The 15776-nt window shown below is 64.1% G+C and carries 15 protein-coding genes; 5 read left to right on the top strand and 10 right to left on the bottom strand.

The window, feature by feature from the left end; translation table 11 throughout:
* Nucleotides 1–43 precede the first annotated feature (43 nt).
* The 3 genes from V6F88_RS24080 to V6F88_RS24090 all read right to left on the bottom strand — a co-directional run bounded on the left by V6F88_RS24080 (nt 44) and on the right by V6F88_RS24090 (nt 2690).
* The gene (locus V6F88_RS24080) at nt 44–907 is read right to left on the bottom strand and encodes an IclR family transcriptional regulator (RefSeq protein ID WP_332612728.1); all 864 of its coding nucleotides are present in this window, start codon (nt 905–907) and stop codon (nt 44–46) included.
* 123 nt (nt 908–1030) lie between these two features.
* Nucleotides 1031–1846, bottom strand: coding sequence for a competence/damage-inducible protein A (locus tag V6F88_RS24085; protein ID WP_332612730.1), 816 nt, complete (start codon nt 1844–1846; stop codon nt 1031–1033).
* Nucleotides 1847–1880: 34 nt separating this feature from the next.
* Entirely contained in the window at nt 1881–2690 is an 810-nt protein-coding gene (locus V6F88_RS24090) for an EI24 domain-containing protein (RefSeq protein ID WP_332612732.1), read from the bottom strand.
* 64 nt (nt 2691–2754) lie between these two features.
* Between V6F88_RS24090 and V6F88_RS24095 the strand changes: the two genes are divergently transcribed.
* The gene (locus tag V6F88_RS24095) at nt 2755–3138 is read left to right on the top strand and encodes a thioredoxin family protein (protein ID WP_332612734.1); all 384 of its coding nucleotides are present in this window, start codon (nt 2755–2757) and stop codon (nt 3136–3138) included.
* A 92-nt stretch (nt 3139–3230) separates the two neighbouring features.
* On the opposite strand, the gene V6F88_RS24100 is transcribed toward V6F88_RS24095, so the two are convergent.
* The 3 genes from V6F88_RS24100 to V6F88_RS24110 all read right to left on the bottom strand — a co-directional run bounded on the left by V6F88_RS24100 (nt 3231) and on the right by V6F88_RS24110 (nt 6191).
* Nucleotides 3231–4727 (bottom strand): DEAD/DEAH box helicase, encoded by a 1497-nt coding sequence (locus tag V6F88_RS24100; RefSeq protein WP_332612736.1) that lies wholly within the window; start codon nt 4725–4727, stop codon nt 3231–3233.
* Nucleotides 4728–5109: 382 nt separating this feature from the next.
* Nucleotides 5110–5445 (bottom strand): AzlD domain-containing protein, encoded by a 336-nt coding sequence (locus tag V6F88_RS24105; RefSeq protein WP_046803475.1) that lies wholly within the window; start codon nt 5443–5445, stop codon nt 5110–5112.
* On the bottom strand, nt 5442–6191 hold the full coding sequence (locus V6F88_RS24110; protein WP_332612739.1) for an AzlC family ABC transporter permease: 750 nt from the start codon (nt 6189–6191) through the stop codon (nt 5442–5444). The genes V6F88_RS24105 and V6F88_RS24110 overlap by 4 nt, the downstream gene beginning before the upstream one ends.
* Nucleotides 6192–6489: 298 nt before the next feature.
* On the opposite strand from V6F88_RS24110, the gene V6F88_RS24115 reads away from it, so the two are divergent.
* The 3 genes from V6F88_RS24115 to V6F88_RS24125 are packed head-to-tail and all read left to right on the top strand — an operon-like array spanning nt 6490 to nt 8289.
* A complete protein-coding gene (locus V6F88_RS24115) occupies nt 6490–6705 on the top strand; it encodes a zinc-finger domain-containing protein (protein ID WP_006217686.1) in 216 nt (71 codons plus the stop codon).
* Between the two features lie 43 nt (nt 6706–6748).
* Nucleotides 6749–7171, top strand: a complete 423-nt coding sequence (locus tag V6F88_RS24120) for a YybH family protein (protein WP_332612740.1) — start codon at nt 6749–6751, stop codon at nt 7169–7171.
* A gap of 17 nt (nt 7172–7188) precedes the next feature.
* On the top strand, nt 7189–8289 hold the full coding sequence (locus tag V6F88_RS24125) for a YheT family hydrolase (RefSeq protein WP_332612741.1): 1101 nt from the start codon (nt 7189–7191) through the stop codon (nt 8287–8289).
* A gap of 60 nt (nt 8290–8349) precedes the next feature.
* Here the strand turns inward: V6F88_RS24125 and V6F88_RS24130 are convergent, their stop codons facing one another.
* Nucleotides 8350–9873, bottom strand: coding sequence for a M48 family metalloprotease (locus tag V6F88_RS24130; RefSeq protein WP_332612742.1), 1524 nt, complete (start codon nt 9871–9873; stop codon nt 8350–8352).
* A gap of 57 nt (nt 9874–9930) precedes the next feature.
* On the opposite strand from V6F88_RS24130, the gene galU reads away from it, so the two are divergent.
* A complete protein-coding gene (gene galU, locus V6F88_RS24135) occupies nt 9931–10782 on the top strand; it encodes a UTP--glucose-1-phosphate uridylyltransferase GalU (RefSeq protein ID WP_046803479.1) in 852 nt (283 codons plus the stop codon).
* 23 nt (nt 10783–10805) lie between these two features.
* Here the strand turns inward: galU and V6F88_RS24140 are convergent, their stop codons facing one another.
* The 3 genes from V6F88_RS24140 to mgtA all read right to left on the bottom strand — a co-directional run bounded on the left by V6F88_RS24140 (nt 10806) and on the right by mgtA (nt 15754).
* Complete coding sequence (locus V6F88_RS24140; protein WP_104143544.1) at nt 10806–11678, bottom strand: cytochrome c oxidase assembly protein; 873 nt, start codon at nt 11676–11678, stop codon at nt 10806–10808.
* A 98-nt stretch (nt 11679–11776) separates the two neighbouring features.
* Nucleotides 11777–12889 (bottom strand): porin, encoded by a 1113-nt coding sequence (locus V6F88_RS24145; protein WP_332612743.1) that lies wholly within the window; start codon nt 12887–12889, stop codon nt 11777–11779.
* A gap of 60 nt (nt 12890–12949) precedes the next feature.
* Nucleotides 12950–15754, bottom strand: a complete 2805-nt coding sequence (gene mgtA / locus V6F88_RS24150) for a magnesium-translocating P-type ATPase (protein WP_332612745.1) — start codon at nt 15752–15754, stop codon at nt 12950–12952.
* Nucleotides 15755–15776: the final 22 nt, after the last annotated feature.

The following is a 15776-nucleotide window of genomic DNA, read 5'->3' on the forward strand; positions in this document are numbered from 1 at the left end:
CTAAACCCGGCAGCCGCCCCGCGGCCCGGACGACGGCAGTTGATTACGGGCGCAAGGCTTCCGCCGCCATACCCAGCCCATTGAATCCCGTGGACACGGAAGGTTCATAACCCAGCGCCTCGGAAATGCTGGTGGCGGTATCGACCAGCGCGCGAATCCAGTCATCCTGCAAGCGTTCAGCCGGGGCCGAGATCGACAGCCCGGCCACCAGCTTGCCGGTGTCGTCGAAAATCCCGGCGGCGATGCAGCGCACCCCCAGTTCCAACTCTTCGTTGTCCCGCGCGTACCCGTGGCGCCGCACCAGCGCCAGTTCACGTTCCAGGCGATCCAGGTCGGTCAGGCTATTGCGTGTGTGGCCGGCCAGGCCGGTGCGCAGCGCGTACGCGCGCACCTGACGCGCATCGCCGGTGGACAGGAACAGCTTGCCGGTCGACGTCAGGTGCAAAGGCGCGCGGCCGCCAATGGCACGCACCACCTGCATGCCCGAGCGCTCGCTCCAGGCGCGGTCGATATAGACGATTTCGTCACCCTGCTGAACCGACAGGTTGATGGTCTGCCCCGTTAGCTTGTGCAGGGACCGCATGGCGGAAATGGCCGCTTCGCGAACGTTCAGGCGCCCTTTCACCAGCGACCCCAATTCCAGCAGGCGCATGCCCAGCTGATACAGGCCGTTGTCCACGCGTTCAACGTAGCGGCCCACAACCAGGTCGTTCAGGATGCGGTGCGCGGTCGAGGCGTGCAGGCCGGTGGTGGCCGACAATTCCTTGAGGGTGACCGGGTCCTGCTGCGCGGCCAGGGCGTCGAGCAGGCGCATGGCTCGCTCGATGACCTGGATGGCGATGGGATGGCCGGACGCGCCTTCGGTCTCGGCGTCCAGGGGAGTGCGGGGTGTCGTCAGACGGGGCATAGGGGGAGATAGGCTCGCGCCACAACGCCGTAAAAGACCGGCCTTGCGGCAACGCAGCAAACAGTTCTTTCCCGTATTGTGAAATTTAAGGCGCCATTTTGCAATGGCTTTTTTGCGACGAGCTCAGGCAGCCGCAGGCGGCGCCAGCTTTCCGCCCAGGCGCAACACCTCGGCGCGCAGGAACTCAAGCGCCTCGGCGGCGGCCGACGGTTCCCCCTTGACGCCCAGCTCAATATGGGGCGTTCCCCCCGCTTCGCCCACGCTGGGCAGACTGAAGGCGCGCACGTCTGGCCAGCGGCTTTCGACGGTAATCATGGCCGGCGTGATGCGCGATTCGGGCATGCTGAACACCAGGAACGAATGCTCGACATGGGCGCGCACATGTTGCAGTGCACGATAGCGCGTGTCCAGCGTCCATTCCAGCATCGGCCAGGCCATCACGGGAAAGCCGGGCACAAAGGTGTGGTCGTGAATGAAGAAGCCTGGAATGCGGTTGTACGGGTTGGGAACGATCTCGCAGCCTTGCGGGAATACGCCCATTTGCAGCCGCTGCTGGTTTTCCGGCGCGCTCATGTCGGCCGTGCCCTGGCCCTTGGCGGCCATTTCGGCGGTGCGCAGTGCGATGGCCTGTTCGGCTTCCGGGTGCAGCGCCAATGGCAAGCCCAGGGCCGCGGCGGCGGCTTGGCGGGTGTGGTCATCAGGCGTGCCGCCGATGCCACCGCAGGAAAACACGACATCGCCGGTGGCGAAGCTGCGCTTGTAGGCGGCCACCAGCGTGTCGCGGTCGTCGGGCAGGAATTCGGCCCACCCCAGTTGCATGCCACGAGCACTGAGCAGCTCGACGACTTTTGAAAAATGCTTGTCCTGACGGCGGCCCGAGAGGATTTCATCGCCAACGATGATAAGACCGATGCGACGGGCGGCGGATTCTGCGGCCATGTCCAGTTCCAAAACGGTAAGGGTTAAATGCCGGTCAGGCTTCGATGACGCGATCCTGGCGCAGGCGCCGAAGCGCCTCCAGGCCATAGTGCGCGTAGACCAGCGCCGAAAACACCGGCAGGATAATCCAGGCGGGGGGCAACAGGTTCAGCAGGGAACAAATAAGCCCGATGGTCCAGAAGCCGCCGTTGTTGCGTTCCAGGATGAGCTTGCGTTCTTCGGGGCTGGCGTGTTCCACGATGGCGTCCACGCGCATCATCCGCGAAAAAGCAAAGGCCCACCAGAAGATCGACAGGATGATCGCCATGGGCGGCACCAGCCACAGGGGCAACGTCAACACCCAGCCGGCGGCAAACGCGGCCGACACCCAGACGGCGTTCCACACGCTGACCGCCGTCGAGAACTTGCCTTGCGGCGTCACGCTGGCATATTCGCGCTGCCCCACGTGACGCAGCACCAGCGGCATTACAAAAACGGCGGCAATGGCCAGGCCCAGAATGCCGGACACGGGCAGCAAAATGGCGGCGGCAATGACCGGGATGAGATAGATCTTGAGCGAAAACAGGCCCATTGCGATCATCCATTCGTCGGCCCGGTTCACCATGTCCCAGTGGGACACTTCGGCCCGCAGCCAGTCGGTCAACGGCGTCCAGAACAGATACAGCAACAGGAACGCGCCAACCAGCGCAATCAGGAATGGCAGCAGCACCGCGAACAGCATCGTGGGATGGCATTGCGATACAAGCGCGCGCTTGAACGCCTGGCCCACGCTGACGGCGCCCGTGCCGGCGCCAGAGAATCGGCCATTGCCGGGCGCGGCGGGATCAGTGCGTAAAGCGGTCATAAGAGCTTGAAAAGGGGGGTGGACATCCCGGGTATGATAGTCAAACACGCCCCGATCTGCTCACATGTCTCTACTCGTACCCGGCTCCGACCTGGCCGCCTTGCGCGCGCGGCTAAGCGCAACCCCCGACACTTGGCTCATCGCCTGCTTCTGCGCGGCGTGGTGCGACACCTGCGAACAATACAAGCCCAAGCTGCAAGCCCTGGCCGATGCGCTGCCGCAGCACGCCTTCGCCTGGATCGACATCGAAGACCATGCCGAACTGCTGGGCGATATTGATGTCGAGAACTTCCCCACCCTGCTCGTGCAAATCGGTTCGCGCGTGGTGTTCTACGGCCCCATGCTGCCGCACATCGGCCATCTGGAACGCCTGATTGAAAGCGTGGATGCGAACAGCCCGGCGGTGACCACCGCATTGCCAGACCTGCCCAAGCTGCTGGCCGCCTGATTTCCGGCCCAATAAAAGGCCGATAAAAGCCGATAAAAAACCCGCAAGGCCAAACGGCGTTGCGGGTATTTTTATGCGGCGCGAGGCGGCGATCAGTTTTTGCGCGATCCGCCCAGCAACACTGCTACCTGGCGCTTGGGCGCAGACGAACCACTGTCGTTCTTGGGCGCCGGTTCTTGCTCGGCCGAAGACGACGCCGAGGGTTCGTAGGGCTTCAGGAAGAAATCATCCACCGGTTGGCGCGAGCCGCCCGAGGTATAGCCCGAACGGCGATCGGACGAACGGCCACCACGGTCGCCACGGCTTCCTTCACGGCTTCCTTCACGACCCGAATCACGCCCCTCGCGCGAGGACGAGGACGTTGGACGATCTTCGCTGCGGCGATGGCTGCGCGCCACGGCGTCGGCGGGCAAATCCAGCGTGCCGCGCGGCACTTCGCGCTTGATCAGCTTTTCGATGTCGAGCAGGAAACGCTCTTCATCCGGCGTGAACAGCGCAATGGCTTCGCCCGATGCGCCCGCGCGACCGGTACGGCCAATGCGGTGCACGTAGTCTTCGGCGTTGTACGGCAGGTCATAGTTGATGACGCAAGGCACGCCGGCCACGTCCAGGCCGCGCGCGGCCACGTCGGTGGCCACCAGCACTTCCAGGTCGCCGGCCTTGAAGGCTTCCAGCGCCTTCATGCGGTCGGCCTGGGTTTTGTCGCCGTGGATCGATTCGGCCTTGACGCCATCGCGTTCAAGTTCGCGGGCCAACCGGGCCGTGCCGATCTTGGTGTTCGAAAACACGATCACCTGCTTCAGGCCGCGCGACTTCACCAGATGCACCACGGCGGCGCGCTTGGCGTCGCTGGACATCTTGTAGGCGATCTGCGTGATGGTGGTGGCGGTGGCGTTGCGCGCCGCGACTTCGATTTCAACCGGCTGATTCAAATACGAGCGGCCCAGCTTGCGGATTTCGTTGCTGAACGTGGCCGAAAACAGCAGGCCTTGGCGCTGCGCGGGCAGCAAGCGGATGATGCGTTCCAGGTCGGGTAGAAAGCCCATGTCCAGCATGCGATCGGCTTCGTCCAACACCAGGATGCCGACCTGGCTCAGGTTGACGTTCTTTTGTTCAACGTGGTCCAGCAGACGGCCCGGCGTGGCCACCAGGATCTCGCAGCCGCGACGCAGCGCTTCTTTTTGCGGACCGATATCCACGCCCCCGAATACCACGGCGGAACGCAGCGGCGTTTGCTTGCTGTAGCGCTTGACGCTTTCAAACACCTGGTCGGCCAGCTCGCGCGTGGGCGTGAGGATCAGCGCGCGCACCGGGTGGCGCGCCGGCGAGGCGCTGGTGTTGGCCAGCGGCATCAGGCGGTGCAGGATGGGCACGGTGAACGCGGCCGTCTTGCCGGTGCCGGTCTGGGCAGCGCCCATGACGTCGCGCCCTTCCACCACGACGGGGATGGCTTGCGCCTGAATGGGCGTCGGAATGGTGTAGCCGGTTTCGGCGATGGACTGGAGCAGCAGCGGGTGCAGTCCAAAATCGGCAAACGTCGGCGCGGGCGCGTCGGCGGGGGGTGCTACGGATTGAGTGGATTCAGTCATCAGGGTTTGGCAGATACCGGGACCAGTGAAAAAGAACAAAACGAGAGTGCTACATGCACTGCACTACATATGCATCGGGGCAATCTGAATACGCGTGGTCGCGTCGCGACGGCACGCAAATCGCCGCGAAGCGGATTCGGCTTCGCGGGCAATCGGCACCCTGCCTTGCAGGCCAGCGGGCGCATTCTGGATTCGATACTTATGAGGGCAGTACCAGGCCCGGATTGCTGTGGATAACGTGGATTTTAGCGCAGGCGCCCTACCACAACATCAAAGAGTGGTTTCAGGCGGGTACGGCAACACCGCCAGACAACGGGCGCGCCCGCTTCCAGCCGGTTTAGGCTGTCCACCAGATGGACTAATCAAATTCGAAAGCCGAACATCAGCCGGCCAGCCAGCGCAGCCCCCACAAGACCAGCATGCCGACCACGATCACCAACACCGCGCTGCGCGTGCGCAGAAAAACCAGGATGGCGACCAGGCCGGCCACCAGCTTGTAATCGAACACCGGCCCCAGGCCGGCCTTCCAGGGCAACAGGTCCGGCACGACGATGGCCGTCAGCGCGGCGGCGGGCGCATAGCGCAAGGCACGCCGAACGCCATCGGGCAAAGGAATGTAATCGCCGAAAAGCATGAAACCGGCGCGCGTCAGGACGCTGCACAGGGCCAGCAACAGGATGGCCGAATAGACGTAGATCTCGGAGGGCCAGAGGGTCATGGGCGCGCCTTGAAGAATCGTTCGGCCCACATGCCGGCTACCACGCCCGCGATCACGGCCGCGGCCAGGCCCAGCCGCAACGGCAGGACCTGCCCCGTCCAGGCCACGACGCCGGCGGCCAGCATGGAGACCAGCATCGGCTTGGAGTTGGCCAGCGGCACGGTAATCGCCAGCAGGGCCAGCACCGCCGCAAAATCCAGCGACCAGCCGGTGGGCACCATGGTGCCCAGGTAGATGCCGACGATGGAAGACGACTGCCACACAAGCCAGCCCGGCACGATGGTGCCCAGGAAGAACCAGAGTTGGTCGCGCGTGCCGCGTTCGGCCGAATCGCCGTAGCGCGGCATGAACAGCACGAAACCCATATCGGTAGTGAAGTAGCCCAACCCCAAGCGCTTGGGCCAGGACAGATGCCGGAAATACGGCTGCAAGGCAGCACCGAAAATCAGGAAGCGCAGGTTCACGACGAAACCGGCGGCGAAGATCAGCCACAGCGGTGCGCCCGTGGCGATCAGCGGCAATGACGTCAACTGGGCCGATCCCGCGTACAGCAACAGCGTCATGGCCAGCGCCATGGATTCGGTCAGCCCCGACTTGACCATGGCCACGCCCGTCACCAGGCCCCAGGTCGCCGTGGCGATCAATGCGGGCACGATGGCGTGCACGCCGGCACGAAAGGCGTTCAGGCGCTGCTGGCGCACCGCGCCGGGATCTTCGGATTCAGAAAGCGCGGATTCAGAAGCCAACGGCTGACCCCTGGCGGTTCGGACAGGACGACATGGGAACTCTTACGGATTGCGTGGGCCGAATGGCACCACGGCGGTGCGCGAATAGGCCGGTATTGTAACCTCGTCGCTTGATACAATACGCGCCTGAAAATTCTTGGCTGGTCGGGCCTGGTGCGGCGCAAAATCGGCCATGGTGAATGGCCGCGTCCCGAAGTACCATCACTGGCTAAGTCAGTTGTGATTCGCGCGGTGGGTTCGATACCGGCCGCACATTGCCCAACCCGCCGTTTATCGGTTTTTTTATTCAGGAAGATCCATGACCGCTGCCCCGGCCGCCGTCCCGAACGCTCACGAAGTCATTGAAGTCGGCGCTGAAGACCTGCCCGTTTTCTGTCCCGGCCCGAAGGCGCCGCTGTGGAGCATGCACCCGCGCGTCTTCCTTGACGTGGCCCGTACCGGCTCTGCAAGCTGCGCCTACTGCGGCGCGCAATATCGCCTGAAGGCCGGCACGGTGCTGCACGGTCACCACTAAGCCCGCCGCCTTCGACGCCCCACGCCACGGTTACAGCTGCCACATGTTTGCCACCCCCGAAGAAGCCGAACACGCGTTCTACGAAGCCCTTGAACAGGGGGACTGCGTCCGCCTGATGCAGGTGTGGGCCGACGACGAAGAAGTCGTCTGCATTCACCCCGGGGGACTGCGCATTGTTGGCCACTCGGCGGTGCACGACTCCTGGCAGCAGGTGCTGTCCAATGGGCCGCTGCATGTCCGTCCACTGCGGCCGCTGGTCATGCTCAGCATGATGTGCGCGGTGCACGTGCTGGTTGAACAGGTGGCGGTACGCACGCGCGAAGGCATGCAGTTTGCAAACTGCTACGCCACGAACATCTACCACAAGGGCCCAACCGGATGGCGCATGGTCATGCATCATTCGTCGTCGGCGCCCACGGAAGCCGGGGTGCTCGACTTGCACGACGTACCCGACATGCTGCATTGAATCGGGTGGATTTTTAGTTGGCCGCTGCTCGTCTTGACTCGTCTTCCTGCCCCGTCCCCTCCTGGTTACCCGGAGGCGACAGCCAGACGGTCTACGCGTCCCTGTTCGCGCAATACCACCGGATCGCCTTCGTTCGCGACCGGGTAGACACGCCCGACACCGATTTCGTGGACTTCGACTGGACCGGCCCCGGCCTGTTTCCGCACAAGGCCGCCGACGGTGCGCCCGTCAGCGGACAGGGCCCGGTTGCCAATGGCAAGACCGCCGCGGCTCGGTGGATGACGGCTCCCGATTGGCAGTCGCTGCCGCAAACGCCCGACACCCCCGCGCTGATCCTGTTCCATGGCCTGGAAGGCGGCAGCAACAGCCGCTACGCCCAGTCCGTTGCCCATTATTTCCGCGCGCGCGGCTGGATCGTCGTCATTGCGCATTTTCGGGGTTGTTCGGGTGTGCCCAACCGCCTCGCGCGCGCGTATTACTCGGGCGATTCCGCAGAAGTCGGCTTCCTGCTCAAGACCGTGCGCGACCGCATTCCGCATGCGCGCTGGCATGCGGTGGGCGTGTCGCTGGGCGGCAACGCGCTATTGAAATACCTGGGTGAACACCAGGAAGACACCACCTGGCTGACTGCCGCGGCAGGCGTCTCCGTGCCGCTGGACTTGGTTGCCTGCGGCAAAACGCTGTCCACCGGCATTTTCAACCGGCGCGTGTACACCGCGCATTTCCTGAAGACGCTCAAGCACAAGGTATTGGAAAAGGCGCACCGTTTTCCTGGCGCCATCGACGTGATGCGTATCGCGCATGCGCACGATCTGCGCGAATTCGACGACACCTACACGGCGCCGATGCACGGGTTTCGCAATGCGCTGGACTACTGGACGCGTGCGTCCAGCAAGCCGTGGCTGCCCAAGATCTCGGTGCCCACGCTGGTGCTCAACGCCCGCAACGACCCCTTCATTCCGGCGGCATCGCTGCCCAAGCCGGAAGATTGCTCGCCCACGATCCTGCTGCACCAGCCCAGCGACGGCGGCCATGCCGGCTTTCCGACGGGCGCATTTCCCGCACACCTGAACTGGCTGCCTCAGCGGCTGGGCCGGTTCTTCGAAACGGGCCTGTAGCGGTAGCGGTAGCCATAGCGGCAGGCAAGCGGCCGGATGACTCCGGCCTTTGCCCCACCATCAACCCGATTTGAAGCGTTCCAGCAGCTGCCGTTCTTCGGCCAGCTTGTCTTTGACTTCCTTGATCTGCACGTCGATCTGCGATTGCTCGTAGAAGTCGGTCGACAGGCCGCGCGCCTGCTGTAGCTGCGACTCGGCGGCGGCGAACGCACCGGTCATGACATAAAACCGCGCTAGATCGCGGCGCGCCTGCACGGGCTTGCCGTTGCGCTCTTCGCTTTGCGCCAGCATCTGGTACAGGCCGGGTTCGTCACTGCCCCACTGCTTGATCTTGGCGCGCAGGTAATCCTGCGCCTCGGCATGGCGGCCGTTGCTTTGCAGCGCCTGCGCATAGGCAATGCCCAACGCCCGCTGGTCCGGCCAGCGCTTGGTGGCGGCCTGCGCCAATTCCAGCGCGCGCGCGGTGTCCTTGCGAGCCAGCGCGATGTCGACGCTAAGCTTGGCCAATTGCGCGGAATTTCGCCCGTTTGCGGTGGCCAGGTTCCAGTACCGGTCGGCTTCAGACAGGTTGTTGCGCTGGAACGCCTGCAAGGCCAGGCCGTAATAGGCGGCCGACTGCCGCACCCCCGACAGCGCTTGCGCCTCGTCCTGCAATTGCTGCCCGGCCGAACGCAGGCTCACGGCATCGCGCCCCTGCACCACGCGCATCTTGGCGCGCACGTACCAAAAATCGTCGCTGTCGATATGGCGTGAAGCCGGCAATGACCGCACCCGGTTTTGTACATCGGACATCCGTTCGATGGACAAAGGGTGGGTGCTGGCCCACGAGCCGCCCCCGGCTCCTTCGTTCAGGCGCGACGCATTCATCAGCCGCGAGAACATCTGGGACATGCCCTCGGCGTCGTACCCGGCCTTGGTCAGCATCTGGAAACCGGCGCGGTCGGCCTCGCGTTCCGCATCGCGTGAAAAGCCCAGCTGGCGGTTGATGGCGGCGGCTTGGCCAAACGCCGCCACGCCCATCGCCAGGTTGCCACCCCCGCCCGCCAGCGCGGCCAGCAACGCGCCGGCCAGACTGGCCAGCATCACCATGCCGTTCTGGCTTTGCTGCGTCATGCCGCGCGCGATGTGGCGCTGCACGACGTGGCCGATTTCGTGCGCCAGCACGGCGGCCAGTTCCGATTCGCTGCCCGAGGACACGATCAGGCCGGTATTGACGCCGATGAATCCACCCGGCATCGCAAAAGCGTTGATTTCGGGGTCACGCACGCCGAACATTTCGACGTCGGGCACGGCGCCAGGCGCAAAGGCCGCCAGCTTGCGGCCCATGGTGGTCAGGTATTGGCTGAGTTCGGGATCGTCGATATAAGTGGGGTCACGTCGGCCCTGCGACATGATGGCCTCGCCCAGGCTGCGTTCCAGCATGGGCGAGAGCTCGGCGGCGGACGCGGCCCCCATGGATGGCAGACCAACCGGTTGCGCCCAGGCGGCAACGGGAATGGAGGGGGCGATCAACGCGGCGCTCAGGGCGAGAATCGCGCTTCGTTTCGCAATAGCGCAAATGGATGGCATGTTCCTGCGGTTCATAAGCCTATGATAGCGATGAGCTTAAAATGTTTCATCGATACTCCCAACGAGGTCTCAATGCGTCCCGTCCGTAAAGCCGTTTTCCCTGTCGCCGGCATGGGCACCCGCTTCCTGCCCGCCACCAAGGCGATGCCCAAGGAAATGCTGCCCGTGGTCGACAAGCCATTGATTCAATACGCCGTTGAAGAAGCGGTTGCCGCCGGCATCACCGACCTGATCTTCGTGACGGGCCGCAATAAGCGCGCCATCGAAGACCACTTCGACTCGGCTCCGGAACTTGAATCCGACCTGGAAAGTAAAGCCAAGCACGAACTGCTTGCCATGGTGCGGGGCATTCTACCCGCGCATGTCAATTGCCTCTACATTCGCCAATCCGCGCCGCTGGGCCTGGGCCACGCGGTGCTGTCGGCCGCCCCCGCCGTGGGCGACGAACCCTTTGCCGTGTTGCTGGCCGACGACCTGATCGACGCCGACACGCCCGCCATGAAGCAATTGGTGGACGTGGCCGTGGCCCAGAACGCCAGCGTGCTGGGCGTGCAGGACGTGCCTCGCGCCGATACCCGCAAATACGGCATCGTGGCCACCCGCGCGGGCGAAGCCAACCTGGATCCGCGCACGGAACGCGTCACGCATATTGTGGAAAAGCCCGAACCCGATGCCGCCCCGTCGACGCTGGCCGTCGTGGGCCGCTACGTGCTGGAAGCCGCCATTTTCGACCACCTGCGTTCGACCAAGATGGGCGCCGGCAACGAAATCCAGCTGACGGACGGCATTGCCTCGCTGATGCGCGAGCGCGCGGTGTTCGCGCACCGTTTTGACGGCGTGCGCTACGACTGCGGCAACAAGGCGGGGATGTTCCAAGCCACCGTGGCGCTGGGCAAGAAGTATCACGGACTGGTGCCGGAATAAGCCCCGACCGGCCCGAACTACGTTCAGGCCGAAAGCGCCGCGCGGGCCTTGGCCCGGGCGCGCGCATCGCGGTCCACTTTGCGCAACCGACCCTTGGCGGACAAGCGCATCAAGGTGCCTAACGCCACCATCAAGCCAATTACCTCGACCAACGCGGCCGGTATCCACATCGTCAGCCCGCCGATGGTCTGGTCCGTTTGCGCCGACATCGCGATGGCGCGGCCACACAGTTCAAACAACGGGTAGATATCGCTTTCGGTGAAGGCGATGACGGCGCCCGCCACCATTTGCGGCAACATGGTCAGCACCGGAGAAATCACGCGTCCGCCCGGCGTCATGGCCGCGGGCGGCGCGGGACGACGGTCCAGGATCAGGTTCCAGTACATGAAGCCGCTGATCACCACGGACCAGTTCATCAGGCGGTACAGGCGCCAGTCCAGCATCGAATAGAACTGCACGGACGGAATCAGCCAGACCAGCACCAGGAAGACGAACAGCGTCGGCACGAAAATCTTGTTCGTGAGTACGGCAACGGTGACCCGGCCGCTGCGCGTGCGCAGAAAGTCGCGCAACCGGATGCGCCAGGACATCGGCAGCCCGGCGCGCATGACCTGCCCCGGAAATGCCGCCATCACCAGCAGCGGACCCAAATGGTGTAGCACCAGATGCTGGATGCGGTGAATGAAGAACATCCGTTCGGCGTAGTAGTCGACGCGCGTATGCATCGACAGATACAGCAGCACCAGCCCCAGCCAAAAGAAAAAGCGGCGTGCGCCCGTCACATGGTGAACGCGTTGCCCACGCACGAACAGCACGATCGCCACCACAAAGGAGGCGACCAACGTGGGAGAGAACTCCCAGGGTATGAGCCATTCAAGACTATCCATGCGGGCCATCCGAAAGACATCGGGAAAGACTGGGCCGGCGGGGCGTGCCGGCCTGTGGGCTGATTGTAGTAGACCGCGCCGGCCCGTGGTCCGGTGGGCCGGCAGGATCAGAAGTGATGCGAAACGCCCGCTCCGACGCGCGTGGTGTGGGAATGGGCGGGGTCGAACTGGTCGTCCAGCGTGTAGTTGGACGCATACCCGGCAAAGCCGTATAGCGTCGTGCGCGGCGACAAGGCATAGGTATAACCCAGCGTCGCCACCTGCGCCTTGCGCGCCGTCATGCCGTTGTCCCATTGCCAGTTGGGGCGCGCCAGGGACCACTGCACCAGCACGGTGCCCGGGCCGAGCGGCACGCTGGCGCCCACCAGCCAGGCATTGATGGCGCCGCCCTGGACAAATGGGGCCGGGCCCAGGCCCCGCCCCAGGTTGTCGGGGTCGCCGCCGTCCAGACCGACATAGCCGTTTTGTTGCCGCGACCATGCCAATGAGAGTTTCAGCACTTCAAAATCGTAAGCGGCCCCCAATTGCACCGCGCGGGGGCGCTTGCCGCCCGCCACGGAATCGGCGCCGGCCAGCTGCAATTGATCCCAGGTGGCCACAGCCAGCAACGGCCCGTTTTCGTACTTCAGCCCCGCACTGACCGCGCGGGTGTTCTGGTTGGAACGAAACCGGTTCTGGTCGTCGGCATCGAACGAGTAGCCCGCGCCAAGCTGAAAGCCGTTCCAGTCCGCCGACGTCACGTTCACCATATTGCTGAACTGGAAGTTGTCGGAGGCCTTGAATGTGGCGCCCATGCCCATGTCCTTCCATGACCCGATTTCCAGCGCGTTGCCGAACATCTGGCCGATGGTGTGCTGGCGCCCCAGGCGCACCTCGCCATAGCGATCGTTGCCCAAGCCGACCCAGGCCGCGTAGTTGAACAGGCGGCCGTCGTCTTCCAACTGGCCGCTGGACGGATCAAGGCCGCTCTCAAGCCCGAAGCGGCTGCGCCAGCCGCCGCCCAGATCGTCGCTGCCCGACAGGCCCCAAAGTGAATCCGTCAGCCCGCCGTTCAACACGCCGGCGCGGCTGCCTTGGCCGGACACGCTGGTCACCGCCACCCCGGCGTCGACCACGCCGTACAGGTGCAGGCCGAAGTCCTCGACGGCGGCCGCCGTGACCGGCGCGCACGGCAGGGTCAGCGCCCCTGCCATGACGACCGCGCAGAATATCTTTTTCATGCTTTCTCCTACCAGGGCGGGACCGTTGCCCGCCCTGCAAGATGTGACCTTATTGCGGCCTTATTGCCAGCCGTAACGGCGTACCCAAATGCCCTTTAGGCACTGCGTCAGCACGCAGTAGCTCAGCAGCACCCCCACCAGCCAGGGGAAATAGCCCCACGGCAGCGCTTGCAGCTGGAAGTACTCGGCCAGCGGCGAAAACGGCAGCATCAGGCCCAGCACCACCACCATTGCCGTCATCGCCATCAACGGCCAGGACGCGCGGCTTTGCAGGAAAGGAATGCGGCGCGTGCGGATCATGTGCACGATCAGCGTCTGCGACAGCAGGCCCTCGACGAACCAGCCGGACTGGAACAACGTCTGATGCTCGGGCGCGTTAGCGTGAAACACGAACCACATGATGCTGAACATGGCGATGTCGAACAGCGAGCTGATCGGACCGAAGAACACCATGAAGCGCCCCAGCCCGTCCGCATCCCATTGCTGCGGCTTCTTCAGCAATTCCTCGTCGACATTGTCAAAGGGAATTGCCGTTTGCGATACGTCGTACATCAAATTCTGCAGCAGCAGGTGAATGGGCAGCATCGGCAGGAACGGCAGGAAGGCGCTGGCGACCAGCACCGAAAATACATTGCCGAAGTTCGAGCTGGCCGTCATCTTCAAGTACTTGAGCATGTTGCAGAAGGTCTTGCGGCCTTCGATCACGCCGTCCTCCAGCACCATCAGGCTCTTTTCCAGCAAGATGATGTCGGCGGCTTCCTTCGAGATATCCACCGCGGAATCCACGGAAATACCGACGTCGGCGGCGCGCAGGGCCGGGGCGTCGTTGATGCCGTCGCCCATGAAGCCGACCGTATCGCCCTGTGCGCGCAGGCTGCGCACGATACGTTCCTTGTGCGCGGGAGTCAGCCGGGCGAACACGTTGGCCTCGCGCACCGCCACCGCCAGTTCCGCATCGTCCATGGCTTCGATCTGCGCGCCCAGGTACATGTTGCGCACTTCGAAATCCACCTCGCGGCAGACTTTCTGCGTGACCAGCTCCACGTCTCCGGTGAGCACCTTGACCTCAATGCCGGAAGCCTTCAGCGCCGCCAGCGCCGGGCCCGTCGATTCCTTGGGGGGATCCAAAAAGGCGATGTACCCCACCAGCACCAGGTCGGACTCGTCAGTGACGCCATAGGCCAATTGCGTGGGCGGCATTTCCTTGACGCCCACGGCAATCACGCGCAGCCCGTCGCGGTTCAGCTCGGCCGTGACGCGCCGGATGTCCGCGCGCCGCGCGTCAGTCAGCGGAAACACCGAATCGCCCACGCGCAGCGCCGTGCATGCCGTCAGCATTTCTTCCAGCGCGCCCTTGCAGATCAATTCGTGATGGTCGCGGCCGTTTTCCGTTTCGTTCACGACAACGGACATCCGCCGCCGAGAGAAGTCGAAAGGAATCTCATCGACCTTGCGGTACTTGGCGGCCAGGTTCAGGCTGCGCTTGACCTCGGCATGCTGCAACACCGCCACATCCAGCAGGTTTTTCAGGCCGGTCTGGTAGTAGCTGTTCAGATAGGCATAGGCCAGCACATCGTCGCTGCTGGATCCATACACGTCGGTGTGACGTTCCAGCACGATGCGGTCTTGCGTCAGCGTGCCCGTTTTGTCGGTGCACAGCACGTTCATCGCGCCCAGGTTCTGGATTGCGTCCAGGCGCTTGACGACGACCTTGCGGCGCGACATGCGCAGCGCGCCCTTGGCCAGCGTGGCGGTAACGATCATCGGCAACATTTCCGGCGTCAGGCCCACGGCGATTGCCAGCGCGAACAGCAAGGCTTCCAGCCAATCGCCCTTGGTGACACCGTTAATGACGAAGACAATGGGCGCCATCACCAGCATGAAGCGGATCAACACCCAGCTGACACGGTTGATGCCCTGCTGAAACTGCGTCGGCGCGCGGCTTTCCTGTGTGACCCGGCCGGCCAGCTGACCAAAATAGGTATTGGCTCCGGTGGCGATGACCAGGGCGCAGCCCGATCCGCTGACCACGTTGGTGCCCATGAAGGCCATGTTTTCCAGCTCTAGCGAATTGTCGGTTTCCTCGCGCTGGGCGGCGTGCTTTTCCACCGGCAGGGATTCGCCTGTCAAGGCGGCTTGCGCGATGAACAGGTCTTTGGCGTTAAGGATGCGGCAGTCGGCGGGGATCATGTCTCCGGCCGAAAGCAGCACCACGTCGCCGGGCACCAGTTCGGCCAGCGGCACTTCCATCTGATACGAGCCCGAGTCGTGCAGCGGGGCGCCGAACACGCGCCGGCCGTTAGCGGCCTCCGGCGTCAGCACGTCCGCGCGCAGCACGGTAGCGGTGTTCTGCACCATGGCTTTCAGCGCCTCGGCCGCGCGGTTCGAGCGCAGTTCCTGGGCGAAGCGCAGCACAGTGGAAATCACCACCATGGAACCGATGATGGCCACGGCCGTCCACGACTTGTCGTCGGCCTCGGCCATCCGCACGTCGGTCAGCCATGACAGGCCGGCCAGCGCCGTCAGCAGCAGATTGAACGGATTGCGATAGGACAGCCACAGGTGCGAATACCAGGACAGCGGCTTTTCGTGGTCGACTTCGTTGGCGCCGTGGCGTTCGCGGGCAGCGTCGGCCTGGGCCTGGGTCAAGCCGCCACGGCCACTGGCCAACAGCGTGAACAAGGCGTCCAGCCCCATGCGGGATTGCTCCAGCATGCGGCGGTTGGCGCGACGCGATGCCTCCGACGGCGTCGACGCAACGGCGGTTTGCGCGCCCTGTTCAAGTATGGGGGTGCGACGGAAGTGACGGCCTGCGCGGCGGCGGCCGGCGGCCGACGAAAAGAAGGATTTCAGGAAGGTAAACATCGGAGTGCTCCGGTTTTTCTTG

Origin of the sequence: Achromobacter sp. ESBL13 (assembly GCF_036668755.1) — a bacterium.
Taxonomy (GTDB): Bacteria; Pseudomonadota; Gammaproteobacteria; order Burkholderiales; family Burkholderiaceae_B; genus Achromobacter.